This window comes from Ectothiorhodospiraceae bacterium BW-2, from assembly GCA_008375315.1.
Lineage (GTDB): Bacteria > Pseudomonadota > Gammaproteobacteria > Thiohalomonadales > Thiohalomonadaceae > BW-2.
The window spans coordinates 752239-778663 of the sequence record CP032507.1 but is presented as its reverse complement, the minus strand read 5'-3'; the positions used below and the strand labels follow the sequence as shown (position 1 = coordinate 778663).

The window sequence follows — 26425 nt, the reverse complement described above, 5'->3', positions numbered from 1 at the left end:
CATGGAGCGAGGAGTCCGTAACTATCTTATTGTCACCGGTGGCTATTGGGGCTTTACCCTCACCGATGGGGCGATTCGGATGTTGGTGGTACTCTACTTCCATCTGCTCGGCTACTCGCCGTTTGAGGTGGCGATGCTGTTCCTCTTCTATGAGTTTTTCGGCATCGTTACCAACCTAGTCGGTGGCTGGCTCGGGGCGCGTATCGGCCTGAATTTGACCATGCATATCGGCATGGCGCTCCAGGTGGTGGCGCTGCTCATGTTGACGGTACCCGATAGCTGGCTCTCGGTCGGTTATGTGATGGCGGCGCAGGCGCTGTCGGGGATCGCTAAAGATTTGAATAAAATGTCGGCTAAAGCATCGGTCAAGGCGATAGTGAGTGGCGGCGAGGAGTCGAAGCTGTTTAAGTGGGTCGCCCTGCTCACCGGCTCCAAAAATGCCCTCAAAGGGGTCGGCTTCTTTGTCGGTGCGCTACTGCTAGAGTGGGTCGGCTTTAGGATGGCGCTGGCGCTTTTGGCCGGCGGGCTGCTGCTGATACTGCTCATCACCCTGCTGCTGCTCCCCTCTGGGGTGGGTAAGATGAAGAGTAAGCCGACATTTACGCAAGTCTTTTCCAACATTAGCGCCATTAATTGGCTCTCGGCGGCCCGTTTTTTTCTATTTGGATCGCGTGATATCTGGTTTGTGGTCGGCCTGCCGGTCTTTCTCTACGAGGGGTTGGGGTGGTCATTTACCGAAGTGGGCACCTTTTTAGCGCTGTGGGTGATAGGGTATGGGTTTGTGCAGGCTCTAGCGCCCAAACTGCTCCACTCTCGAAAAGAGAGCCGCCCCCCAGGGGGGGCCACCGCCCGCTTTTGGGTGCTGCTATTAGCGCTCTCACCGGCAGGGATCGGTTGGGCGATGGCGCAGGGGTGGGCTGCGGATGGGGTGTTAGTGATCGGTCTGGTACTGTTTGGCATTCTGTTTGCGATTAACTCCGCGCTCCACTCCTATCTCATTTTGGCCTACTCCGATCACGATAAGGTGGCAATGAGCGTCGGTTTTTACTATATGGCCAATGCCGGCGGTCGCTTAGCCGGCACTGTGCTCTCAGGGCTGCTCTATCAGATGGTCGGGCTAGTCGGCTGCTTAGTCGGCTCAACGCTGTTTCTGCTGTTCACCTGGCTATTGACGCTGAAGCTGCCCGACCTTGACCACGATTAACTCATCCGTTCCTAGCGGGGCAGCAGCAGCCGTTCGATAAACTCACCGCGCATACAGTGGTTTGAGCTCATGGAGGCGGCATAGCCACCGATATTGAGCATCGCCAGATAGTCCCCCTCAGCGAGGGGGGGCAGCGGATGGTCTTCACCTCTCGTAGCTGCTCTTGGTAGATGCCAAATTTGGTGGTCTTCACCCCGCTATACTGTAGTAGCTGATTATTACCGTAGCCGATTCCCATGGCGGGGTTAATTCTCAGCCCGATCCGACGCCCGGGAGCTAGCTCACCGATTCGGCGAATCATGCTCAAACTATCGCAGTTAATAGCTAAATCGTCGTAGGCGAGAATTTGGGTTAAATCTCTCTCGGAGAGTGAGGCGGCGGTAAAGGAGAGATCGCCACTCTCAAACCCACACCCTAAGGCGTGGCTGATCTCGTTCGGTGAGCAGACATCGATCCCGACTAAGCCGGTGGTGCGCATAAAGGTGAGCAGTGGTGCGAACCGATTCGCCTTCATGGCGTAGTAGATTCGATAGGGCAGCCCAGTCCCTTTGAGCACCTGATGGAGCTGTTGTAGCTTCTGCTCGACACGGGCAGCGCTATAGACAAACTGTGGCAGTGGCGATTGGCGGGCGAGTTTCAGCAGCGACTCTCCCCCTAGGGAGAGCTGCTGGTCGATGAAACAGAGATCGGGACGCTCCCACCATAGATAGGGGGTTAACCATGGTAGCCCCGCTGCTGTAGGTAGGTTAACCCCTGCTCATTGATCTGCTCTTTGCGACCGGTGACCCAGTGGCGGCAGTTAGGTGAACCACAGAGGCAACGAAACTGTCTGTAGAGAACATCTTCCGTCGCGGCATAGTCCATCGTTAGGGCGCTCTGAGCATCGATGTCGCCTAGCGCCCAGACCTCGAAGCTCTGCATATCGATAAAGACATTGGGTGAGCAGGAGTGGGCTAGATAGCCGACAAACGAGAGATCTAACAGGTGGATATTGGTATTGAGTTGTAGAGTGTGTTGAGTCCGGTAGGGGAGGATAATGCCGGTAAAACGGGCAATCATCTCGCCACGGCGATAGCTGTTAGCCGCATAGATTGCGTTCCCTTTCCCCTCTTCTCGTTCAGCAACGACAAAGTTGCCCTCAAGGGGAAAGTGGTAGCCCTGTTCAAGTTCAACATCACGATAGATGTGCATCAATGCGATACTCCTGTCCGGTGGGACTCAAGGGTGATAAAAATCGCCTTATCGCAAATTTTTTCGACTTTAGCAATGGCTATTTTATCCCCGGCCCACTTGCCATCTTTTGCCCACCACAGGAACCGTCCGGCTTCTTCGTCTGCTTTATCGATCGTCGTTAAATGGCCAGCGGTTGGTCCTGCTGATTGACAGTGATAACCCGAATATAGTCGGTACCCCCAGCGGCTTGGTGGTGGCCGGCGGTAATTAGCACTACGTCGCCATCGTGAATATAGCCCGCCTGTAGCGATTTGCGCAGACCACAGCGAGTCTTCTGCTCATCATCGGCCCCCTCTTCGTGCAGCAGTGGAATCACTCCCCAGTTGATAGCTAGCTTACGAGCGATCTTATCAGAGCGGGTAATGGCCAAAATCGGGCAGTTTGGACGATGTTTCGATATCTGACGGGCCGTAAAACCGGTATCGGTCAGGCAGAGGATACTCGCGGCGTTCAGGTGAGCTGCCATGGTGATGCTGGCCTGGCTAATCGCCTCGGTAATCTTATTAGAGGGGTTAGGTTTGCTCTTTTGCAAAAAGCCATACTCGGCTAGCGACGCTTCGGCTCGCAGGGCGAGATTGGCCATGGTTCTTACCGCTTCGATGGGGTATTTGCCCATGGCGCTCTCGCCGGAGAGCATCACGGCGGAGGTGCCATCGAGAATCGCGTTGGCAACATCGGAGGCTTCGGCTCGGGTCGGCTTAGGGTTGCTCTCCATACTCGCTAACATCTGGGTGGCGGTAATGACCGGTTTGCCGTTGGAGACGGTAGAGCGAATAATCTGCTTCTGCATCCCCGGCACATCGGCTAGGGGGAGTTCGACCCCTAGATCGCCGCGGGCGACCATGACTCCATCGGCCGCTTCGATAATCTCCTCTAAGTTGCGAATGCCGGCCCGATTTTCGATTTTAGCGATAATCGGAATCTCCCCCCCCAACTCACGAATGACCGCTCTAAGGCGTTCGATATCTTCAGCGGTCTGAATAAAAGAGGCGGCGATATACTCAATATCGTTCGCAACCGCAAAGGCCATCTCCTGATGCACATCGGCCTCTGTCTCGGGGCTAACTGCGCTTAATGAGAGCTGGGTGTGGGGCAGGTTGACCCCTTTGCGCGACCTTAACAGCCCACCGTGAATCACTTTACAGCGAATAGTGCTCCCCTCAATGGCGGTCACGATCAGTTCGATAGCACCATCGTCGAGCAGAATCGGAGTGCCGATTTCGACCTCACGATAGAGGTGGCGATAGGTGACCGAGACCCCTTGGGTGTTGCCAACTTCGGGCTCGCAGTAGAGGTTGAAGTTCTCACCGTTCTCCAGATCAAAGTAGTCCCCCTCAACCTGGCCGGTACGAATCTCAATCCCTTTGGTGTCGGCCATAATGGCGATATGGCGGCCACTTTCGGCAGCGGCTTGGCGGATGCGCTCTACTCGCGCGACCTGATCGGGGCCGGCACCGAAAGAGAGGTTTAGGCGGGCGACACTCATGCCCGCCTCCATCATCTGTTTTAGGGTGGCCACACTGTCACTAGCGGGGCCAATGGTGGCGATTATTTTGGTACGACGAATACGAAAGTCGGTCTCCATAAACTCTCTCTAAATAGTTGGGGGGAGGGGGAAATAAAAAACCCGCCTGAGCGGGTTTTAGTTACAATGTCTGAACAGCGCGGAGAGCCCGAGGCGGTCTATTAGCTAGCAATAACGCTAATAAACTGGCGATTTTTGGCTCCTTTGATCTCAAATTTCACCTTGCCCGCGCTTAGGGCGTAGAGGGTGTGATCTTTACCGCAGCCGACATTTTCACCGGGGTGAACTTTGGTGCCGCGCTGACGAACCAAAATGTTGCCAGCCTCCACGACCTGATCACCAAAGCGCTTGATACCGAGCCGTTTGGAGATGGAGTCGCGACCGTTGCGGGTACTACCGCCTGCTTTTTTATGTGCCATATTGAACTACCTCGTTAGGTTATCTGTTAGCCGTTAATCGCGGTAATCTGCAGTTCGGTAAAGTACTGCCGATGTCCCATCCGTTTCATGTGGTGTTTGCGACGACGAAACTTGAGAATGTTAATCTTCTTCTCCCGTCCGTGGCCAGAGACGGTGGCGGTCACCTTGCTCTGGGCAAGATAGGGAGCGCCGACTTTAATCTCTTCACCGTTGCCGATCATTAGCACTTCGGGAATTTCGACTTCACTGCCAATCTCGGCTTCGAGTTTTTCAACCCGTAGCTTCTGCCCCTCGGTGACCCGATACTGCTTACCGCCGCTTTTAATAATTGCGTACATTGTTGCTGCTACTCCAAATAGATCTAATTCATGCTTCACGCAGAGAAAGCGCGCGATTCTATGCCTTGGTGGCGGTTAAGTCAAGGAAGAGAGCGCCTCAATGCGGCGACGGCGCAGCTCATCGCTAATCGCTTGACCTTGAAAACCGGCGGCGATTAGCTCCTGGGCGCGAATAGCCGCGCACTTAGCATAGGCGCGGCGAATCGTCTCCGGTTGGGTATAGTGCTCATTCTCAAAGCCGAGCCGACCACGAGAGTCGGCTTCACAGGCGAGTAGAAAGGGGGTGAGCCGCTCTGGGCGGCGAAACAGATCGAGCCTCTCTAGTAGCGAGTAGAGGGTCGCGGCATCGAGCTCATCCGCACGGTGGTAGAGGCCATGATAGGCGGCGACTAGCAGCGCCATAGCCTCAATCTCACGGGGGACTTTAAGGCGCCGACAGAGCTGTTTGACTAGCGTTATCCCGCGCTCCTCATGCCCCTTATGGCTCGGTAGTTGGCTGGAGGGGGTGACCCCTTTACCGAGATCGTGTACTAAAGCGGCAAAGCGAACCTGTAGCTCACCACTTAGCTTAGCTGCCTGCTGTAGCACCAGCATGACATGGGTGCCGCTATCGATTTCGGGGTGGGCGTGGGCCGACTGCGGTACGCCGAAGAGCTGGGCGAGTTCGGGAAAGATGATCTGTAATGCGCCGCAGCTATGTAGTACCTCAATGTAGCGCTGTGGACTCTCTTCGAGCAGGGCGCGAGCGCTCTCTTGCCAGACCCGTTCAGCCACTAGATGGGCGACTTCGCCTTGGTCAACCATCTGCCGCATCAATTGATGCGTCTGGTGGGCGACCCGAAAGCCCCACTTATGGTAACGAGCGGCGTAGCGGGCGGTGCGTAGCAGTCGCACCGGATCTTCCCGAAACGCCGCTGAGACATGGCGCAGTCGCCCCTGTTGCAGATCTACCTCACCCCCGAATGGATCGATAAGTTGACCCGACTCATCCATCGCCATGGCATTAATGGTTAGGTCGCGCCGTTTAAGATCCTCCTCTAGTGTGACCTCGGTGCTGGTATGGAACTGAAATCCGTGGTAGCCGTGCCCCTGTTTGCGTTCGGTACGGGCTAAGGCGTACTCCTCCCCCGTTTCGGGGTGGAGAAAGACCGGAAAATCTCTACCCACCGCTTTATAACCGCGTTGTCGTAGCGCCTCAGGAGTCGCGCCGACGACGACCCAGTCGCGATCTCTCGGCGTTACGCCCAGCAGCTTATCTCTGACAGCTCCCCCGACTAGATAGATTTGCACTCAATGTCTCCTCTCTGTGACGGCTGTGGCATACTATATCCTATTTTGTGGGCAGGGGGGAGTTGGCAGGTGGCTGTGGCTTGGGGCGTGACATTCATTTAGGGTAATGGGGAGTGTGTGATGACGGATAGTGATATCGATAATAGTGGCCACCATTTTAACAGTGGTGAGGAGTTTTTCGGCTTTCGGTTTCGGTTACTGAACCGGCTAATTACCATCTCGCTCGTGGTGGCGAGTGGATTTGCTCTGCTCGATGGGGCCGATATCCATCTGCTCGGGCACCCTTTTGCCTCTCTTAACTGGGGGTTTATCTTGGGGTTAGGGCTGATGCTGCTCTATCTGCGTCGCTCTAAGCGCAGCTACTACCCGGTGGTCTATCTGTTCTTGTTGTGGGTGCTTATCGAACTGGTATTGGTGCTCATTTTGGTACCGCAAGATAGTATGCGGCCGATCTGGTTTGTGCTGCTGATCCTATTTGCGTTTATGTTGGCCGATGCCCAGACCGGCTACTTGGTGCTGCTGGTATCGCTGGTCGTGAACGGGGTGGCGATTAGTTATGGCCTGCTCAATTTTACCGTGCATGCAACCTTAACCTATATGGTGAGCCTGACGGTGATGGCGGTGGTGTTCCATCTCTATAGCACCAAAATGATAGAGTTGGCGATCTTAATGCGGCAACACTCGGTACTGGTCGAGCGGCAGGGGACGCGCGATGTGGTGACGGGGTGTCTCGATATGACAACTTTTGATGAGATGGCCAATGAGCGCCTGTTGCTAGCAGAGAAGCGGCAGGAGTCGCTCTCGCTACTGTTTATCGATCTGGACGCCTTCCACTGGGTTGAGAGCCGCTTTGGGCAGGAGATGGGCAATACGGTACTACAGCGGAGTGTGCGTCAGATAGAGCAGGTGTTGCGTCAGGACGATATGCTAGCCCGCTATGGGGCCGATAAGTTTATGGTGCTGCTACCGGGGAGTGGGGTCGATCTGGCGGTGACGGTGGCGCAACGCATTCGTCACGCGATCGCCTCGTTAGAGTATAGTCGCGATAACGAAAACTTCTCCGTCACCGCCAGTGTCGGTCTGGCCACGCTTGAGGAGCGCAATGAGCGGCTAGAGCTGCTGAAACATCGCGCTGATCGGGCGCTCTATCGGGCAAAATATAGGGGGCGGGATCGGATCGAAATTGCCAGTGGCCCCAGTAGTGCTAACGGTGAGTAGTGACGCTTATGGCTGGTAAAAAAACAGAGAGTTCCCCCACATTGTGGGGCGTGATGCGGCTCCCCTTTTTGCCGCTGGCGCTGGTGAGTGTGCTACAGGCGGTGGTGTTGGTTGAGTCGTTTGGCTATCGGCTCAACTTTAGCGCCATTTTTCTGGTCACCCTGCTGGCGGTGGCGGCCCATATTGCGGTGAATGTACTCAATGAGGTCGATGACTTCACTAGCGGACTCGATAAGATGACGCAACGCACCCCCTTTAGTGGCGGCAGCGGTACTCTACCGGCTAGACCGGAGCTACTGCCGGCGGCTAACTATCTCGGCTGGGGCGCTGTCGCGGTGACGGTGGTGTTAGGGCTCTGGTTTGTTTTGCATCAGGGGTGGCCGCTGTTGGTGATAGGGGCGGTGGGGCTGGCGCTGATTGTGCTCTATAGTCGCTACTTAACCCGCTCCCCTTGGCTCTGTCTGCTCGCCCCTGGGATCGGTTTTGGGCCGGTGATAGTGCTCGGCACCACCCTGCTGTTGACTGGGGCGATGACGGTGAATGCGCTGCTGCTGTCGCTCATTACCCTCTTTTTGGTTAGTAATCTGCTGCTGCTGAATCAGTATCCCGACATTGAGGCCGATCGAGCCGCCGGGCGCTACCATCTGCTAATCGCCTACGGTACTCGAACCGGAGCACAGATCTACACTCTGTTAATGGGGCTGGCCTATGCGACCCTACTCTATGCCATTGTGACTGGCCGTCTGCCGCTAGGGACTCTTTTAGGGCTGGTGACTCTACCGTTGGCCTTGAGTGCGGTGCGGGCGGTGTGGCGCTGGCATGAGGAGGTGGCGCAGTTGCAATCGCATCTATGGAAAAATGTGGTGGTGGTGGTGGGCACGCCGCTGCTAATTAGTGCCGGTTTCTGGTTTTAATGGGGGCTAACGGAGAGCTGTCGGTGACTATCGACTACCCTGAGTCGCTGCCGGTCAGTGCTCGGCGGCACGATATCGCAGCTGCTATTCGCGCACACCAAGTGGTGGTGATCGCCGGCGAAACCGGCTCGGGTAAGACGACCCAACTTCCGAAAATCTGTTTAGAGCTCGGCTACGGTACTGCGGGGGTCATCGGCCATACCCAGCCGCGTCGCATCGCCGCCCGCAGTGTTGCCGAGCGGATTGCGACCGAGCTCAATACGCCGCTAGGGGAGCTGGTCGGCTATAAGGTGCGCTTTAACGATCTCCTCTCAAACCGTAGCCGTATCAAACTGATGACCGATGGCATTCTCTTAGCCGAGCTCCAGCAAGATCGCTGGCTCAGGCGCTATGAGGTGCTGATTATTGATGAGGCGCACGAACGCTCACTCAATATCGACTTTCTATTAGGGGTGTTAAAGCAGCTCCTAGCTCGGCGGCGCGATCTAAAACTAATTATCACCTCGGCGACGATTAATACCGCCCGCTTTAGCGCCTTTTTTAACCAGGCACCGATTATCGAAGTCTCCGGTCGCTGCTATCCGGTCGAGATCCTTTATCGGCCACCGACGGGGGAAGAGGGTGATCTGCCCACCGCCGTGTTAGAGGCGGTGCATGAGCTAACTCGGCTCGATCCGCTGGGCGATATTTTGGTCTTTCTCGCTGGTGAGCGCGATATTCGTGAGGTGGGGGAGCTGCTGGCCAAAGCCAATTTGCGTCAAACCGAGACGCTGCCACTCTACTCGCGGCTCTCAATTCGCGACCAAGATCGTATCTTTCGCTCCCATACTGGCCGTCGTATTGTGTTGGCGACCAATGTGGCCGAAACCTCGCTTACGGTGCCGGGGATTCGATTTGTCATCGATAGCGGTCTCGCCCGCATTAGCCGCTACAGCCATCGGACGGGGGTTCAGCGGCTGCCGATTGAGGCGATTTCGCAAGCCTCGGCGAACCAGCGCTCCGGTCGCTGTGGCCGTGTCGCGGCGGGGGTGGCGATTCGGCTCTATAGCGAAGAGGATTTTAACGGTCGCGATCCCTTTCCGACCCCAGAGATTCAGCGGGTGAATCTCGCTAGTGTGATGCTACAGATGGCGCTGCTGCGGCTCGGTAAGATTGAGCAGTTCGCCTTTATCGACCCCCCTGAGGGGCGAGCGATTCGCGAGGGGTATCAGCTACTCTACGAGCTAGGCGCTATCGACGAGCAGCGCCGGCTTAGCGCCATCGGTCGCCAATTAGCGCAGCTACCGGTCGATCCCCGTTTAGGGCGACTCTTAATCGCCGCCGCGAAGGAGGGGGCGCTGCAGGAGGGGGTCGTGCTCGCCGCCGCGCTCTCGCTCCCCGATCTACGGGAGCGCCCCGCCGATAAGCAGCAGCAGGCTGACCAGGCGCACCAACCCTTTAACGACAGCCGCTCCGACTTTATCACCCTGCTCAATCTTTGGGCCTATCTCAACGAGCAGCAGCAGATAGTGAGCCAGAACCAGCTACGCAAGCTCTGTCGTCAATCGTTTCTCAACTGGCTGCGCTGGCGCGAGTGGCGCGATATTGTGCGGCAGCTAACCGAGCAGGCGCGGCAGCTTAACTGGATTTTTAACCGTCAACCGGCTGACTATGGTGCTATTCATCGCTCGCTATTAACGGGGCTATTAGCCCATATCGGCTACAAAGATAGATCCGAGGCCGAGGGGGAGAGCCCCAAAGAGGGCAAAAAGCGGGGGAAACGGCCACAAGAGCGCTATCTGGGGGGCAAGGGGATGCGGTTCGATATCTTCCCAGGTAGCGGCGTTAGCCAGCGGGCGGACTGGATTGTGGCCGCCGAGCTAGTCGAGACCTCGCGCCGCTTTGGTCGTACGGTGGCGGCGATTGAGGTAGAGTGGCTCGAACCGTTAGCCGGCCACCTAGTCAAACGAAGCTACGCCGATCCGCACTGGGAGCGACGACGGGGACGGGTCTCGGCCTGGGAGCAGGTGACACTCAATGGGCTGATTATTGTGGCGCGACGACGGGTCGATTATGGGCCGGTCGATCCCGAACTAGCGCGCGAGATCTTTATCCGCCAAGCGCTAGTGGAGGGCGATTTTGAGACCACTGAGCCCTTTTTAGCCGCCAACCGTAGCCTAGTGGCCGAGATTGAGCAGCTAGAGGCGAAGGCGCGACGGCGCGATATTTTGGTCGATGCCGCTACCTTGTACCAATTTTATGATCAAAGGCTACCGGCGCAGGTGCGCGACAGCCGCTCATTTCATAGCTGGTACGCCAAACAGGCCGATCCAGAACGACTCTATCTACAGCGCGAAGATGTGCAGCAGCAGCTCCCGAGCGATATCCACCTCTACCCCGATCAGCTACAGCTCGATGGCTGTCAGCTACGGCTAACCTACCACTTCGATCCGAGCCATAAGGCCGATGGGGTGACGGCGATTGTGCCGCTACCGCTGCTGACTCAGCTCACGCTGGAGCCGTTTGAGTGGTTAGTGCCGGGGATGCTCTACGAGAGGCTAGTGGCGCTGCTAAAGTCGCTCCCTAAGGCGCTGCGACGCAACTTTGTGCCGACGACCGACTTTGCCAGAGCGCTACAGCAGCGACTTGAGTTTGGGCGTCAGCCACTACTTGCGGCGATGAGCCATGAGTTACAGCGGATGACCGGTGTCGAGGTACCACCAGAGGCCTTTCGTCCTGAGCGGGTCAGTGACCATCTACAGTTTAACTTTCAGCTCCAAAACGAACGCAACAGAGTGGTGGCCGAGAGTCGTGATCTTATCGCACTACAACGAGCCTATGGCCCGCAGGCGCGACAGCAGCTACAGCAGCAGTTTAACCCTACGACAGAGGGTGTGGCGGCTAGCGCCAGACTCCCTGCCCAGCCGTGTCGTTACCAAAGTTGGCAGATAGGAGAGATAGCCGAGGTCGAACAGCGGCAGCAGCATGGGATTCATTACCAAGCGTGGCCGGCGCTAGTCGATTGTGGCGATGGGGTCGAGCTACAGCGGTTCGATAATCGACACCAAGCCGCTGAAGCGCATCGACAGGGGGTGTGGCGACTGCTACGGCTGACAGAGGCGCAACGATTTAAAGGGGTGGCCAAATCGCTACAGCAGCCGTTGCAGCAGGCGTGCCTACTCTACGCTCCGCTCGGGAGCTGCCAACAGCTAACCGAACAGCTCTGGTTAGCGACCCTGCACCACCTCATAACGCAGTCACAGCACCCACTACCGCGCTCGGCCACCGCGTTTGAGCGGCTACAAAGCGAACTCGCCCCACGACTGCATGAGACGGCGGCAGCGATGGTTCATGCCGTCGTCGCCGCCCTACAACAGCAGCAGCAGTGTCGTAAGCTACTCAAAAAGGCGCTACCGCCAAGCTATTTAGAGCAGCTAACCGATATGGAGCAGCAGCTACAGGGGTTGATCTATCCTGATTTTATTAGCCACACTCCGCCGCAGTGGTTACCGAGGCTGGCTATCTATCTACAGGGGATGGCGCTGCGTTATGAGAAGATGGGGCAGAATCTGGCGCGTGAGCGGGAGGCGCAGCGCCAAATCGAGCAGCTTAGCCGACAGTGGCAGCAGAAGTTGGCTCAGGCGCAGCAGCGTGGCCAGAGGGAGAGGCCAGCGGAGCTGGTTGAGTTTCGTTGGTGGCTAGAGGAGTTGCGGCTATCGCTATTTGCCCAGCAGTTGGGGGTGTTAGGTAAGGTGTCGGTAAAGCGGTTGCAGGGGCAGTTAGAGGCCTTTTAAGCGTTAGTTAGCGTGAGCAGGGCAACAGAGCAGGTTAGGCGAGCACTCAATAAAGAAATTAACTGCAAAAACCGCAAGTTGGGTGGGGTAATCCCCCGTGTCGGCTCTGTTTAAGTAGTTACCTTAAATTATTTTGTTAACTGGCTAACAAAAAAAAGAAAAAAGTTTTGCCATTGGCCATTGTTTGCTTTAGTATCCACCTTGATTTACAGCTAGGTGGGGGTCTTTAGCTGGACTCTTTTCGTTGCGCTGTATCTTGAAACCGTGCCGAAAAAGTGGTACTGTGTCGGCAACTGTTGCTTTTCTGGCTGTGCATTTCGGTTTAAGGCGCTATAAGTAGCCAACCTCACAGTTTGGGAACAGGCAGGTTGTGTGTGGTGAACAAACTGCATTTACTGCAATTAACAATTTTTTTAAGTTTTTGTTTTTAAACCAAGTGGAGTAATGAAACAATGAAATTTGCTCGTAAGGCTTTAGCTGCTTCCGTTCTGGCTGCTACCGCAAGCATGAGTGCGCAGGCGATTCAAATTGACCAAGATAATCGCGGTCAGCTGTTGCTGGCACCCATCTATGCTGCGGCAAATGGTCAAACCACAGAGTTTCGTGTGGTCAATCCAAGTCTCGATATTGCGGTGAAAGCGCATGTCTCTTTCCGTTCTGCTGAAAATTCGCTCGATCTATTGAACTTCTTACTCTATCTGTCACCAGGTGATGAGTGGATCGGAACTGTTAAAACAGATACCGATGGTCGGGTTGTCCTAGTCAGTGATGATGACTCAATGTTGGTGGGTTATACCGATGCCAATGGCGGTACCGATGGTACACCGACTACTGGTAAATTTCCCTCGCCGGCAGCTCCTCATACACAACCGTTATTTAAGTCAACTTTCCCTGATACCCGCACCTTAGGTCATGTGGAAATTTTGGGTGTTTATGCTGTTTATAACGATAATGATGCAATCGGCAATGGTGCAAACCGCAGCTATTCGGCCAATAATGAGAATTTTATTGCTCGTGCTATGCCGAAAGAGATTCTGTTCGATATCGATAATGTCGTATTCAATAGTGCTGCAGCCGCTAACCCTGAAACGATTACATCTGGTGGTGGTCAGACAACAACTGTTGGTGGTGTGAATAAAGGTGGTATGTACGATGGCTATCTACCTGTCCCATCAACTCATCCTACAAACTTTAATGATACAGCTAACTGTATATCTTCCAATGGTATCCCTGTTTATGCTAGTGGTGTCAATGTTGAAACCAGCAATAACAATACCGAAGACTACTGCCTAGATACCAGTGATGATCGTATTCAGCTCTTTGGTGAGGTGGTGGTTAAACTGGCTGATAAAGCCTCTCCTTTTCACTACCACATGATTGCACTAGACGATACTGCAGCCCCTGCTGATGCTAATGGTGATGGTGATGTCTTAGATCTTGATGACCGTACTGGTGTTATCGATAACCCGCTATTTGATGTGGTGACTGAAAATGATGTGCCTTTAGGGGTTCGTTTTGGCGCTGTTAACGATATCGATTTAACAGGTGCTCCCGGTGCTGTAACTGCCATTACTGCAACGGGTCAGGCAACCGATAACATTAACATGATTGACCGGGCTTTAAGTGCGGCTAGCTTTATCGGTACCTACGATAGTATGGAGAAGTCGGTTAACAATACCAATACAGACATTCCTGCTGGTGATGCTGAGAGTCTGTTGATTGTGACCTTCCCGACTAAATATCGTCACCTTCCGGCTAATTCACCAGACTATGCGACAGTTAACCAAATTAATGCTTCTGAAACTAGCTCATTCAGAGGTTTGGATGTGGGTATTGACCCCATTACCATTGGTTCTCTGCCCACAACCACTACTTTGGCAACATTTATCGACTATGTGAATGATAATGCTAGTAGTGATCGTAATACCAACGACTACGATACTAACTTAAGCCACTACGACTATGACTATGGCTTCCGTCAAGAACTCTACAATATGATTCAGGAGTTTAATGATGGCGCTATTGTTGCTAATGGTATGAGTTATTGGAACCATTATGGTGCCAATGATGCGGCCGGTCTGGCTGCTGCGGGTAACAGTCCGGCTGTAACCTATACTACCAATACATCAGGAATGGTGACGGCTGTTGCACCGGTTGCTCTTAACGCAGGGACAGGCTCTGATAGCTTTATTTTTGGTACTCGTGACGCAGCTTGTAATGGCACAGCTCAGGTTCAATATACGGTAACCAGCTATGACACTCACGAGCGTCGCTTTACACCGGCACAGAACTTTACCACTGATGTGTTCTCTGGAGATATTGGCTCTGGTCAAACAGTTGCTCCAACAGGTATTCCCTTTGAAGTCAACTTAGTATCTGACACTCAAAGCGGCGTAGCTAATAGCCTGTGGTATTCTACTAAAGGTTGGTATCAGGTCTCCTTTGCTGATATGTGTACGACTACTCTAGGTTCGGTAGCTAATGCTGCAAATCGAAGTGGCGTGGCTGCTGCTGACGATGCTATGTATGCTAATGAAGCAGCTTTAGTAAGAGCTCCAGTTGTGGTAATGACGCTCACTACTGATGCTAATGGTAACAGCCGCATCGTTCCTGCCCATCGTAATGATTAATTGAATAGGAGCACTCCAACTATGACGAAATATAGAATGCCATTTCGTCTCCTGTTAGCTGCATTGCTGTCGATCTCTTTGGCAGCATGTAGTGATAGCGATGACGATAATGCTACCTCTACTGAGACTGCTACCGACACCGGTACGGGGACAACCACTGCAACTAGTACAGGGACAACCACTGCAACTAGCACAGGGACAACCACTGCAACTAGCACAGGGACAACCACTGCAACTAGCACAGGGACAACCACTGCAACTAGCACAGGGACAACCACTGCAACTAGCACAGGGACAACCACTGCAACTAGTACAGGGACAACCACTGCAACTAGTACAGGGACAGCTACTGCAACTAACACAGGGACAGCTACTGCGACTGCAACCGATACAGCCACTGACGGGGACAACCACTGCAACTAGTACAGGGACAACCACTGCAACTAGCACAGGGACAACCACTGCAACTAGCACAGGGACAACCACTGCAACTAGCACAGGGACAACCACTGCAACTAGCACAGGGACAACCACTGCAACTAGCACAGGGACAACCACTGCAACTAGTACAGGGACAACCACTGCAACTAGTACAGGGACAGCTACTGCAACTAACACAGGGACAGCTACTGCGACTGCAACCGATACAGCCACTGAGGCTTCTGCTGAAATTAAAACTTTTGCAGCAAATCCGTTTATCTTACCGACGGGAACAACTGTTCCTAGCGAAGTAAGTAGTCGTACTGCACCGACTAATCCGAACTATACTGTTAATCCGTTTACAAATAGTTTTGATAATTAAGATCAGGAAGATCTGAAAAAGGCAGCCTTCGGGCTGCCTTTTTTGATCCTGCTATACACGAACTTACTAATGACTCTGCTCACCCACCGCAGCAAGCAGGAACGAACAGAGACTCCCCCCAACCGATTCATTACATAGTTACCATAGCTACCACACTGAAGAAACCGCCTCAAGAGCCGCTAAAACGGATACTGATTTAAGAAAAGTCTCTCTTCTGTCGATTAACCTCTTTGAGCCGGAGAAAAGTGCCATGATTATTAACAACAGCGCGATTGCCATGCAGAGCCAACACACTCAGCTCTCATTACATCAAAAGAGCGAACAGTTCCACTTTTGGGTAGATGACGCAAGAGGTGCCGCACCAAGAGCGCTAGCGGCAACACCTCCAGCGGCCGCACCGCAGCGAGTGAGCCCGCCAATCGAACTACCCCCTCGGACAGAACAGGCATCGAGAATCAACCACAGCGGCGCAGTGGCAGAGGAGGAGGGTGATGAGGCGGCCCCCAAAAGCATGGAGGAGTGGGCCTACAACATGAAAGCCTCGCTAGTACAGATGCTAGTCGAGAAGATGACCGGCAAAAAGATGGAGCTATTCGATGCGAACGATCTAACACCGACCAAACATAGCGAAATCGCCGACCTACCGGCAGAGGATAGAGCGAAAAAAGGCGAAAGTGCTGCTAATGAACGCGAAGGGTGGGGGATGGAGTACCACTATGAAGAGAGCTATTTTGAGTCGGAAAAGAGCGGTTTTCACGCCCAAGGCGTGGTGGAGCTGGCCGATGGGCGACAAATTAACCTAGATGTGCAACTAGAGATGAGCCGAGAGTATCTGACCTATGAATCGGTCTCACTAAAGGCGGGAGATGCCCTCAAAGATCCGCTAGTCCTTAACCTAGGCGGCGGGCCGACCTCACTCTCTGAAACCGAACGATTTAACTTCGATCTCGATGCCGATGGCAAGATGGAAAATATCGCCAAACTGACTGGAGGCAATGTGATGCTAGCGCTCGATAACAACAACGATGGCCGAGTGAACAATGGCACCGAACTATTCGGTGCCATTAGTGGCGACGCCTACGCCGATCTCGCCGCCTATGATGGCGATGGTAACGGCTGGATTGATGAGAACGACACCATCTTTGTCAAACTGCGGCTGTGGAACGGCGATGAGCAGGGTAACCTCAGCACACTAGCCCAAAGTGGTGTCGGGGCGCTCTACCTCGGGCGCCAAGAGACCCCCCACCGCATTACCGACTCTAATAACGATACCCTAGCGCAGGTGCGTCATACCGGCCTCTATCTAATGGAGAGCGGCCACGCCGGTACCATGCAGCAGATCGATCTTAAAGTTTAACGGAGCAATTAACAGCCAATATCGCTCAAGTTCTCTCCATTAGCTGCCGATCAAAAGAGTGATAAGTGTTTTAATGGAGAAAACAGGCGATGTACAGAACATTTGGACTCTTGGGCTTAGTCTTGGTATGGCTGAGCATAAGTGGTTGTAACAGCAGTAGTGATTCTGATGCAGGGACGGCCGAGCCCACTGGAGTTGCCTCTTTCGCAACGGGAGGGATCGAGCCTTCTGATCTCTCCTTAACAGGAGTCGTCCGTACCCTAGATGGTTTTCCGATAGCAGGGGCAGTCGTTAAGACCAAAAATCGGATTGAATCGACTGATACCAATGGTCGTTACACCTTTAGTAAGATTGATGCGAATGGCCTACTCTCCGATACCGGCGAGGTGGAGCTAGCGATTAGTGCGCCTAACTACCCCTCTGTGACTGTGCTATTGACTCCCACACTGAGCGCGGATGGCTGGAGTGGTACAGTGGCCACCATTCATTTGCCCTCTATGACCGGTACAGTGAGTGGAACACTGCGGGATCAAAACAATACCGTTATCGCGCAACGACCTCTTGAGCTTGCATTGCCAAATATCGCGACCGCAGCAGGGGTTTCGTTGATATTTGATAAGACGCAGTTCCAAACGGTCAGTGGTGATGATGGGGAGTTCTCATTTATCGGTGTGCCGGTTGAGCACCCTCTCAATCTGGTGGTGGCCGGAATGGGAGTGGTGGGTGTTGAGGGAGATAATTTACCATCGACAACCCCAGAATCCGATTTCACCCTCTCTGAAAATAGTCCACTCGATTTAGGCCGCGTCTTTGTTTCCGCCGCCCAAGTGACCGGTATCGTTAGAGATGCCGTAACGAAGGCACCACTCGATGAAGTAACCATCAAAATAATTTTAGACGAAGATTTTGATTTTCTGCACTATTTAACGCCATCAAATAACAGCTCCGAACTGAATTCCAGCACTATTTCCACCAGTTATGATACTCAAAATAACCCTAATATCACTTTGGGTAGTCGTTCTCTATATGAGTTGCAACTAACAAAGCAGAGTAACGGGGCTTTTGTCTTTGAAAATGTACCAGCTAACGCTCAATTTACTCTAGTTGTGGAGTCTGTTGATGCCCAAAGCCTATTAAGATATGAGGTTAAATCGATTCAACGCTTCAATGGAACCAAAGCTGAAACTAATGCCGACTTTTTGACGACTCCAGGTGTCGATATCGATTTAGGCTATATCGATGTGACAGTTGTGGATAGAGATGGGGAAGCCCCCTATATTACCGCAATCAATAACCTAGTCCCCGGCAGTTGTAACGACTCGTTAGGGAACCCGTTACCTAATCGGGCTCAATTAGCCCTAGGCATTGAAAATATCTCGACGACGAATGTGAATGCTAACATTGGCAAAATTGAGATTTTTCTGAGTGAGGCGATTGCAGATGTGCCTAATTTAGATTGGGATAGCGCAGTGGTGATAAGAAAATGGAGTGATAATGAGAATGATACTCGAATTGTGGAACCGGTTGCTGTTTCTGTTACCTCTTTAAATCAGGCAAGTGAAATTACACAAAAGTTGGATGATGCCCAAATTGTCGTTGATCAAGCAGAGTTATTGAAAAAAGAGGCGGATGATCTGCTGCTCGATATGCAAACTCTATCCGAATCGATTACCAACCTAAAAAATATGTTGAGCCGTTTTAAGGATATATTTGATAACATTTCAGAACCTAGCGTTGGGCTAACCGACATACAGCGTGACAATGTAATGATTAGAAATACCTCTTACTACAATACATCACTACCCTATTTTGAAGCGTATCAGACAGAGTTTAGTAGTGTTTTGAATGCTGCGATTAGTTTGAGACGGAATATTGGTAATTATATTGAACTAGCGGCTGATTCTGATGGGTTATCAGAGGTTATCTCTATCTTAAATAATAGCTTTTCGGTAGTAAATGATCTCGAAGATTTGCGGCAGGGCAACGATGTGATTAGTGTCTTTGTCAATAATAGTGCGTTGCCTGCAGAAGAGGCGGCGGGGGATGGCGAACAGGAAGTGCTCAATTTTAATTATGATATGGTTCAACAAGCTCAGGATGAAATTGACAAAGTGCTCTCTGATGGGGTAGGTATCAGTTTTGATAGGCTGATCGATACCATGGAGGGGGCTAGCTCTTCATCGTTAGAGAATGTAACTATTGATGTGCAGGAGCAGGCACAGAAAGAGTATAATATAGCAGTCTCAAAATATAACTCAATTTTAACTCTAATAGAGAGGTTTGATAATATTCCTATCAACATGTTAACGATTCAAGTTACCGGTGTGCTTGATCGGCAGACAAATTTTGATGTTCATCTATTAGAGGGGTATTGGCGTGATCTGACAGGAAAAAATCTTACCACCTTAACCAACCTAAATTATGTTACCAAAGGCGATGAGGATATAAAATCGGTCAAGATTCAATTATGTACTATGCGAGATACCGGAGTACCAAAAATTGCCGGGAGCCTGATTCAGATGCGTTATGACGATACGAGTGATATTGATGACGCCTATTTAGTGCAAAATTTTAACGAGGTGTTTCTGGATAACTTTGATTCTGGTGCAATGGGCGATGGGATTGAAATGTTAAATAGCCCCGAGTCGGAATCGAGATTAAAAGAGTATCTTCGTGCAGGAGGAGAGCCTTATAGTCGTATCGCAGAACAGTTGCAAGTCTCTGTTGCTAGAGTTAAGTTGACATTTTCTGGTGATCAAGATAGAAGTAACTGGAGCTATGAAATTGCCGTATTAGATTCAGCGGGGCAATCACCTGAGGCTACTAAAACTGTCAGTCGTATTGAGGCGGTCTATCAGTACCCAAAAACAGCCCAAGTTAAGCCGTTATCTACGGTGAGCAGTTCCAAGCGACTATTCTCTATGGAGCCCAATATTGAAAGGGTTGATTTTATCCTTTCGCCTGTGGCAATAGGGCAGAGAGTCGAAATTACCCCGATAGATCACTTTGGTAACCGCGGCGTACCACTAAAGTTAACTGGGGTAGAGCAGAACTGCGGTTTAGGTGAAGCGTGTCGTCCTATTAACTCATCCGATTTGAATGAGTTGGTTGATAATGTCCCCCCCTTTCCGGTTCTACAAAATAGCTATCTGCTGGGGACGCGAAATCGGTTCGGTACCTCTTCACACTACTTTAGCGCTTTTACGGGTGGGGGGGAGCTTAACTATGCCTATAACAATACTCCCGGAATCCCCTATCTATACCTTACTCCACATCTGCTTGATAACTTGACACAAAGTGACCGAGTCTATAGCTCACTGTCTGTCGATTCAGGCTCTACTAGAGCGATTAGTGTGGCGTTTAGTGAAGATATTCGCTGTATCCCTGGCTTGACCTGTGTTAGCGGGAGTGATCATATTGAAAGGTGGCAAGTTGAAAATAACCTACTCAATAGTGAAGGTGAGAGTGTTGATGTCGTGACTTTGCATATTAACAATATCATGGCGTTACAACAGGAGGCGAGTGCCAATAGGGTGCGGTTGAATTTCAATGTCGAAGATTTACCAACAAATATATTGACACCTAACAGACAGAGCCAAGCTGAAGTGGTGATTAGAGATGCCATTCCACCCTTTGTCACTTCGGCTGAGTACAATGAAACTACAGCTATAATTAGCGTCTGCTTTAATGAGCCAATTGTCGTTGGCGATAGTGGGATAAAATTTTATTTTTATAGCTATCACGATGATTTGGATGAGGTTATTGCTAAGGCGGATGATGATGATGATGTATTAAGTTACTCATTAGGTATAGAGCCTTGTGAAGACTATGATGTCACACCCATAAAGAGACAGTTAAGTGGGCTAGTCTCTCGTTGCTCTATTGATGGTAATTTGAATGACTGTCTATTGCTAGACTTTAGAGATATTACCGATAGAGATGGTAACCGTTGGGCTGATTGGGAGCCGCTACTCTCTGATAATCCGATGGATGGCTTAGGAAGAAATGGTGCAAAAGCCTTCTCTATGCCATTATTTGCGATGCAAGTCACTCAATAATATATTTTTATACAGGATAAAACTATGAAGTACTCTCTCTTTGGATTTAGTCTTGTCTATTTAATGCTACTGCTGATTTATCGACCTGTTTCAGCCGCTGTCACCTATCTGGAGGGGGAGTGTTCAGAGCAGATGGCCTTGGCCGATTTAAATAAAGATGAATCTGGCGTTTTAGGAACGGTGATTGGAGAGGTTTCAGGTGCAAATTTGATTATCAATAATTTAAATAATAGCTCTACTATCGCTTCAGACTATTGCGATTTAACCTATGAGAAAAGCAAGTATCTTGTCGATAGTATGGTGCACGATTTAGATGGCGATGGCATAATGAATTTTGATGATCCAGACGACGATAACGATGGCGTTAATGATGTCGATGATGCCTTTCCCTATAACTCAAAATATACAAAGGATAGCGATGGCGATGGCTATCCTGATTTAATCGATATTGCACCGAATAATCCCGCGATTCCTGCTGGCACGCTCTCACCTTGGGCGTATGAGACCGACAAAAATGCCCTAAATCACTATCTATATGATACTGATGGTGACGGATTAACTAATGATGTCGATCCTGATGATGATAATGATGGTTATAATGACTTTGAAGATGATTTTCCCTACTCAGCCGCTTTCCATTCGGATCGCGATAGGGATGGTATTCCTGACGAGGAGGATGATATTTATAGTCAAGCAGGACAGTTGACTCAATTTATCTATCAAGGCATTATCTATCAGGTTGATCCCGATAGTGGTTATCTGCTTGATCCAGATGCGTCAGGTGGTGCTGGAAAGACGCCATATATTTTAGACAGTAGGGGAGAGCCAGTTTCAACAACCATGCTCAGGTTACGCTACGCCAAAGATAACGATTTAATTAATAGCCCCTATTTAGATATTGATGGAGATGGCATCGCCAATATTGATGATCCTGATGACGATAATGATGGTGTATCGGATAAGGACGACCTATTTCCATTCGATTGGCGCTATAGTGCCGATTTAGATGGTGATGGCATCGGCGACTGTCCTGTCGGTAAAGATCAGAACACTCCCGGATATAGTGACTGTGACAGTATCAATAACGCCAATGCAGCCCCAGGTTGTGTGATGGTGAGTCGTGAGTCAAACCGATTCGATCCCCTGCTGCTGCTATTGAGCTTACTGGCATTAGGCTATATCGTCTGTCACGCGCCGACTAATCGATCAGCTTATCGTAGTTCGGAATCCTCTCTGCCACAATCTCATCCACCTGGTGCGGGGCGATAAAGCGCTCGGCGTACTGGGCATAAATTTTCTCATCGATAAAGAGCTTAAATAGCTGCTTATCGATATGCCCCTCACCGGCCATAAAGCCCATAATTTTAAGCGCCTCGGAGAGCTTTTTACCCTCTTTATAGGGTCTGTCTGGGGCGGTGAGCGCTTCGAAGATATCGGCAATGGCCATCATTTTGGCCTGGAGTGACATCTGCTCGCCGGTGAGCCCCTTCGGATACCCCTTACCGTCGATCCGTTCGTGGTGACCGCCGGCATATTCGGGCACTCGGCTTAGGTGTTTAGGGAAGGGGAGGGTATTGAGCATATCGATAGTGGCGACGATATGGTGGTTAATAATATCGCGCTCCTCTTTGGTTAGAGTGCCGCGAGAGATCGTTAAGTTGTCGATCTCTTCGGGATTTAGCAGCGGGCGGGGCTCCCCTCGAAGGGTGATCATCTGCTGGCCGATATCGCGTACTCGCTGTTGGTCGGCGGCATCCATAAATTCGCCACCGGTGTTGGCCCTCTCTAAAAAGCTCGCCTCGGCATCGAGTTGCTGTTGGATCTGGTTTAATTGGCTCTCTAGCTGCGCGATCGGATCGGGCTCGCCCCGTTTTAGTGCCTCTAACCGCTGCTCTAGGGCGTTAAGGGTGGCATCGCGCTTTAACAGTTCAATGCGGGTGGTGACGGTCTCGATGCGATCGTAGATGGTCTCTAGTTTGGTGCGCTTATCGACGACATATTCAGGGGTGGTGAGCTTGCCGCAGTCGTGCAGCCAGGCGGCCACATTGAGTTCGTAACGATCCTCTTCGCTCATCTGAAACTGAGCAAAAGGGCCGCTCTGCTGCTGGTGGGCCGCTTCGGCGAGCATCATGGTGATTTGGGGGACCCGTTCGCAGTGGCCGCCGGTGTAGGGCGATTTTTCGTCGATGGCGGTGGCGATAAGTTGAATTAACGACTCTAACAGGGTATTTAGATCGGCAATTAGCCGCCGGTTGGTTAAGGCGATTGCCGCTTGTGAGGCGAGTGAGGCGGTGAGCTGCGCTGCCTCGTCGGAGAAGGGGATCACCTCTTTGGTGGTGGGGTGGATGGCATTGAGTAGCTGTAGCACGCCGATAATTTCGTTTTTATGGTTTTTCATCGGTACCGTTAGGAATGAGCGCGAGCGGTAGCCGGTCTTTTGATCAAATTTTTGGGTGCCGGAGAAGTCGAAACCGGTGGCGTTATAGGCATCAGGGATGTTAATCATCTTATCGGCCAGTACCGCGTGGGTCACTACCATCTGGTGGTTAGGGTCGCCCTGTTCGTTGTAGAGCGAGATCGGCGCAAAGGGGATGGCCACCCCAGTGGTGCCCCCCATGGCAAAGTTGAGCGAGTCGGTGCGGACAATCTCCATTCTGACCTCTCGCGCCTCATCATCGACGGTGTAAAAGGTGCCGCCATCGGCGTAGGTGAGCTCTTTAGCGCCAATGAGGATCATCTCTATGAGTCGGTTAATATCTCGTTCGCTGGAGAGGGCGATGCCGATTTGGGTTAGTCGATCGAGTCTATCCAGCATATCTCGCTCTAGTGTCACCTTAGGTTGCCTCTTGTGTCGATGGAAAGGGTTAGATTACCTGCGCAATAGTTGTTCGAGCCGTTGCAGCAGCAGGGTTCTATTGTAGGGCTTGGGCAGGTGGTTGTGAATCAACTCTTGTGCTAATTCTAGCTGCTCCCCCCGCTGCTGCGGTTATGGTCGTATCTTGGCCAGATGGCAACCCAATGTTGTCGTTCAGATCGGCAGCGGTCGCTATTACCTCAACGGCGCTGGGTGTGCTACCATGCGCCCATGACGACGATAGAACAGCAGATAGAGCGGTGGATAGCCCCCCCCATTCGCCAACTGAGCGCATATCATGTGCCCCCTGCCGGTGGTATGGTGAAGCTCGATGCGATGGAGAACCCCTATAACTGGCCGCTTGAGTGGCCGGTTGAGAGGCAGCAGGCGTGGATGGCAGAGCTACAGCAGTTGAGCCTGAACCGCTACCCCGATCCGAACGCAACCGAGCTGCTGCAACAGCTACGACGACACTACCGCATTGACGACGGATTGGCGCTACTACCCGGTAACGGCTCAGATGAGATTATTCAGCTACTAGCGCTGGCTGTGGCGGCACCTGGACGGGTGGTTCTGGCGCCGGAGCCTGGGTTTGTGATGTATCGCATGATTGCCACCTTGGTCGGGATGTCGTTTTGTGGTGTGCCGTTACAGAGCGATTTTAGCCTCGATAGGGGGGCGATGCTCAGTGCGATTGAGGCGCGGCAGCCGGCGCTAATCTTTCTCGCCTGCCCCAATAACCCAACCGGTAATCTCTGGTCAAAAGCCGATATTGAGGCCATGATTGACGCCGCCCCCGGGCTAGTGGTCATCGACGAGGCCTACGCCCCCTTTACCGCAGGACGCACCTGGATGGGGGAGCTGTCACGCTACCCTAACCTGCTACTGATGGGAACCCTCTCTAAATGGGGGGTGGCGGGGCTGCGCTGCGGCTTTTTGGTGGGGGATCCGCGCTGGATAGAGCAGCTACATAAGCTAAGATTGCCCTATAATATCAACAGCCTAACCCAGCTCACCGCCCGCTTCGCGCTACAGCACGCTAGCGATTTTGAGCAGCAGGCGCTTGATATTTGCGCACAGCGCCAGCAGCTCTACCAGCAGTTGAGTCACTATGAGGCCCTGCACCCCTACCCCTCACAGGCGAACTTTATCTTGGTGCGGCTGCTGCGGGGAGAGGTCGATGTGCTGTTTAACGATATAAAATCGCAAGGGGTGTTAGTTAAAAATCTGCACCCACAAGGGGGGCTGTTAACGCAGTGCCTGCGGGTGACAGTTGGCAGAGAGGCGGAGAATGGGGCCTTTTTGCGAGCGCTAGCGTATGGGTTAGCTAAACAGCAGCTACTATAGTTTAATTGAGAGGAGGATAGCGATGAGTGGCACAGAGATTAGTGGGGTTTCGTTTCGCCGCAGCGTAGATAAAATGGTTGAGCGGGCAGTGCATCTGCTCGGACTGGATCAAGGGATTGCCGATGCGATTCGTAGCTGTACCTCAGTGCTCCAGGTCACCTTTCCGGTCTCAATTGGGGGTCGTATTGAGCTCTTTACCGGCTGGCGGGCGGTGCATAGTATCCACCGACTCCCCTCGAAAGGGGGCATTCGCTACGCTCCAAATGTCGATCAGGCAGAGGTAGAGGCGCTCGCGGCGCTAATGACCTATAAGTGCGCCATCGTCGATGTCCCCTTTGGCGGCGCGAAGGGGGGGTTACGGATTAACCCGGCCCGTTACAGCCGCGATGAGCTACAGCAGATTACTCGCCGCTTTGCCCGCGAAATGGCCGATAAGGGCTTTTTAGGGCCGGCGATTAATGTACCGGCCCCCGATGTCGGTACCGGACAGCGGGAGATGGCTTGGATCGCCGATACCTACAAACATCTCCACCCCGATGATATTAACCATAGCGCCTGTGTGACCGGTAAACCGGTAGAGCATGGCGGCATTCGGGGGCGAACCGAGGCGACCGGTCGCGGAGTGCAGTATCTGTTACGGGAGTTCTTTCGTCAGCCAGAGGAGGTGGCCGCTAGCGGCCTAACTCTGGGACTTGGGGGAAAGCGGATAGTCATTCACGGTTTTGGTAATGTCGGCTATCACGCGGCCAAATTTCTATCGGAGGAGGATGGGGCGACCATTATAGCTGTGACCGATAGGAGTGGCGCGATTGTTAACCCCGATGGGCTCAATATCGAAGCGGTCTATCAATATAAACTCGAACACCGCACCGTTGTCGGCTACCCCGGTGCTAAAGAGGTGCTCAATGATGGTAATCTGGCGCTGGAGCTCTCGTGCGATATTCTGATTCCAGCGGCGTTAGAGGGGGTGATCCATGCCGACAATGCCAATCGGATTCAGTGTCGTCTCATTGCCGAGGCGGCGAATGGGCCGGTGACCGCTGAGGCCGATGAGCTGCTGCGCCAGCGTGGCGTGACGATTCTACCCGATGCGCTAGTCAATGCAGGCGGGGTGGTGGTCTCCTACTTTGAGTGGATTCGTAACCTAACCCACATGCGCTTTGGACGGCTAGAGCGGCGGCTCGATGAGTCACGAGGCGAGCAGATTGTCGATGCGATTGAGTCGGTTGGGTGTGGCAATGATCTGCCTAACTGGATTCGGGATGGTATCGTGCGCGGTGCCGGCGAGCTCGATTTGGTCCGTTCGGGGCTCGATGACTCCATGCGAATGGCGTTGCAGGAGACGCTGTTAGAGCGACAACGCCACGCCTCGGTCGATGACTATCGTTCGGCGGCATATATGGTAGCGCTGAAGAAGCTCTCCCGCACCTATCTTGACATCGGTATCTATTAGCCCTTAACCG

18 protein-coding genes and 1 pseudogene are annotated in these 26425 nt (G+C 52.3%); 11 read left to right on the top strand and 8 right to left on the bottom strand.

The features are described 5' to 3' along the window. Position 1 precedes the first annotated feature (1 nt). Positions 2–1204 carry an MFS transporter gene (locus D5085_03545; protein QEP42289.1) on the top strand — a complete coding sequence of 401 codons (1203 nt, stop codon included), beginning with the start codon at positions 2–4 and terminating at the stop codon, positions 1202–1204. A gap of 11 nt (positions 1205–1215) precedes the next feature. On the opposite strand, the gene D5085_03540 is transcribed toward D5085_03545, so the two are convergent. The 7 genes from D5085_03540 to D5085_03510 all read right to left on the bottom strand — a co-directional run bounded on the left by D5085_03540 (position 1216) and on the right by D5085_03510 (position 6009). Then, complete coding sequence (locus D5085_03540) at positions 1216–1383, bottom strand: hypothetical protein (protein QEP42288.1); 168 nt, start codon at positions 1381–1383, stop codon at positions 1216–1218. Beyond that, positions 1272–1880, bottom strand: a complete 609-nt coding sequence (locus D5085_03535) for a hypothetical protein (GenBank protein QEP42287.1) — start codon at positions 1878–1880, stop codon at positions 1272–1274. The genes D5085_03540 and D5085_03535 overlap by 112 nt, the downstream gene beginning before the upstream one ends. Positions 1881–1918: 38 nt before the next feature. Continuing rightward, complete coding sequence (locus tag D5085_03530; GenBank protein QEP42286.1) at positions 1919–2395, bottom strand: SET domain-containing protein-lysine N-methyltransferase; 477 nt, start codon at positions 2393–2395, stop codon at positions 1919–1921. Between the two features lie 160 nt (positions 2396–2555). After that, positions 2556–4022 (bottom strand): pyruvate kinase, encoded by a 1467-nt coding sequence (gene pyk / locus D5085_03525; protein ID QEP42285.1) that lies wholly within the window; start codon positions 4020–4022, stop codon positions 2556–2558. Between the two features lie 101 nt (positions 4023–4123). Continuing rightward, positions 4124–4381, bottom strand: coding sequence for a 50S ribosomal protein L27 (locus tag D5085_03520; protein QEP42284.1), 258 nt, complete (start codon positions 4379–4381; stop codon positions 4124–4126). Positions 4382–4407: 26 nt separating this feature from the next. Continuing rightward, complete coding sequence (gene rplU, locus D5085_03515) at positions 4408–4719, bottom strand: 50S ribosomal protein L21 (GenBank protein QEP42283.1); 312 nt, start codon at positions 4717–4719, stop codon at positions 4408–4410. Positions 4720–4794: 75 nt separating this feature from the next. Continuing rightward, a complete protein-coding gene (locus tag D5085_03510) occupies positions 4795–6009 on the bottom strand; it encodes a multifunctional CCA addition/repair protein (protein QEP42282.1) in 1215 nt (404 codons plus the stop codon). A 120-nt stretch (positions 6010–6129) separates the two neighbouring features. Between D5085_03510 and D5085_03505 the strand changes: the two genes are divergently transcribed. From D5085_03505 to D5085_03470, 8 genes and pseudogenes are all read left to right on the top strand, one after another. Continuing rightward, positions 6130–7227: a GGDEF domain-containing protein gene (locus D5085_03505; GenBank protein ID QEP42281.1), complete on the top strand. Its 1098-nt coding sequence runs from the start codon at positions 6130–6132 to the stop codon at positions 7225–7227. 8 nt (positions 7228–7235) lie between these two features. Then, a complete protein-coding gene (locus tag D5085_03500; protein ID QEP42280.1) occupies positions 7236–8141 on the top strand; it encodes a prenyltransferase in 906 nt (301 codons plus the stop codon). Further along, positions 8141–11914, top strand: coding sequence for an ATP-dependent RNA helicase HrpA (gene hrpA / locus D5085_03495; GenBank protein ID QEP42279.1), 3774 nt, complete (start codon positions 8141–8143; stop codon positions 11912–11914). The genes D5085_03500 and hrpA overlap by 1 nt, the downstream gene beginning before the upstream one ends. A gap of 452 nt (positions 11915–12366) precedes the next feature. Then, positions 12367–14544, top strand: a complete 2178-nt coding sequence (locus D5085_03490) for a hypothetical protein (protein ID QEP42278.1) — start codon at positions 12367–12369, stop codon at positions 14542–14544. A 138-nt stretch (positions 14545–14682) separates the two neighbouring features. Then, positions 14683–14865: pseudogene (locus D5085_03485) on the top strand (histidinol dehydrogenase). Positions 14866–15596: 731 nt separating this feature from the next. Beyond that, positions 15597–16703: a hypothetical protein gene (locus D5085_03480; GenBank protein QEP42277.1), complete on the top strand. Its 1107-nt coding sequence runs from the start codon at positions 15597–15599 to the stop codon at positions 16701–16703. 89 nt (positions 16704–16792) lie between these two features. Beyond that, the gene (locus D5085_03475; GenBank protein QEP42276.1) at positions 16793–20761 is read left to right on the top strand and encodes a carboxypeptidase regulatory-like domain-containing protein; all 3969 of its coding nucleotides are present in this window, start codon (positions 16793–16795) and stop codon (positions 20759–20761) included. 24 nt (positions 20762–20785) lie between these two features. Further along, entirely contained in the window at positions 20786–22030 is a 1245-nt protein-coding gene (locus D5085_03470; protein QEP42275.1) for a hypothetical protein, read from the top strand. Here D5085_03470 and D5085_03465 read toward each other — a convergent pair. Continuing rightward, positions 21960–23576, bottom strand: coding sequence for a GAF domain-containing protein (locus tag D5085_03465; GenBank protein QEP45039.1), 1617 nt, complete (start codon positions 23574–23576; stop codon positions 21960–21962). The two genes, D5085_03470 and D5085_03465, sit on opposite strands and share 71 nt — an antisense overlap. A gap of 270 nt (positions 23577–23846) precedes the next feature. Between D5085_03465 and D5085_03460 the strand changes: the two genes are divergently transcribed. Both D5085_03460 and D5085_03455 read left to right on the top strand, forming a co-directional pair. After that, entirely contained in the window at positions 23847–24962 is a 1116-nt protein-coding gene (locus D5085_03460) for a histidinol-phosphate transaminase (GenBank protein QEP42274.1), read from the top strand. A 22-nt stretch (positions 24963–24984) separates the two neighbouring features. After that, positions 24985–26415, top strand: coding sequence for a Glu/Leu/Phe/Val dehydrogenase (locus tag D5085_03455; protein ID QEP42273.1), 1431 nt, complete (start codon positions 24985–24987; stop codon positions 26413–26415). Positions 26416–26425: the final 10 nt, after the last annotated feature.

Coding starts and splice junctions, on each gene's coding strand:
- D5085_03545 (QEP42289.1), top strand. CDS start 2: ATGGAGCGAGGAGTCCGTAACTATCTTATTGTCACCGGTGGCTATTGG.
- D5085_03530 (QEP42286.1), bottom strand. CDS start 2,395: ATGCACATCTATCGTGATGTTGAACTTGAACAGGGCTACCACTTTCCC.
- pyk (QEP42285.1), bottom strand. CDS start 4,022: ATGGAGACCGACTTTCGTATTCGTCGTACCAAAATAATCGCCACCATT.
- D5085_03520 (QEP42284.1), bottom strand. CDS start 4,381: ATGGCACATAAAAAAGCAGGCGGTAGTACCCGCAACGGTCGCGACTCC.
- rplU (QEP42283.1), bottom strand. CDS start 4,719: ATGTACGCAATTATTAAAAGCGGCGGTAAGCAGTATCGGGTCACCGAG.
- D5085_03505 (QEP42281.1), top strand. CDS start 6,130: ATGACGGATAGTGATATCGATAATAGTGGCCACCATTTTAACAGTGGT.
- D5085_03500 (QEP42280.1), top strand. CDS start 7,236: ATGGCTGGTAAAAAAACAGAGAGTTCCCCCACATTGTGGGGCGTGATG.
- hrpA (QEP42279.1), top strand. CDS start 8,141: ATGGGGGCTAACGGAGAGCTGTCGGTGACTATCGACTACCCTGAGTCG.
- D5085_03490 (QEP42278.1), top strand. CDS start 12,367: ATGAAATTTGCTCGTAAGGCTTTAGCTGCTTCCGTTCTGGCTGCTACC.
- D5085_03480 (QEP42277.1), top strand. CDS start 15,597: ATGATTATTAACAACAGCGCGATTGCCATGCAGAGCCAACACACTCAG.
- D5085_03475 (QEP42276.1), top strand. CDS start 16,793: ATGTACAGAACATTTGGACTCTTGGGCTTAGTCTTGGTATGGCTGAGC.
- D5085_03470 (QEP42275.1), top strand. CDS start 20,786: ATGAAGTACTCTCTCTTTGGATTTAGTCTTGTCTATTTAATGCTACTG.
- D5085_03465 (QEP45039.1), bottom strand. CDS start 23,576: ATGCTGGATAGACTCGATCGACTAACCCAAATCGGCATCGCCCTCTCC.
- D5085_03460 (QEP42274.1), top strand. CDS start 23,847: ATGACGACGATAGAACAGCAGATAGAGCGGTGGATAGCCCCCCCCATT.
- D5085_03455 (QEP42273.1), top strand. CDS start 24,985: ATGAGTGGCACAGAGATTAGTGGGGTTTCGTTTCGCCGCAGCGTAGAT.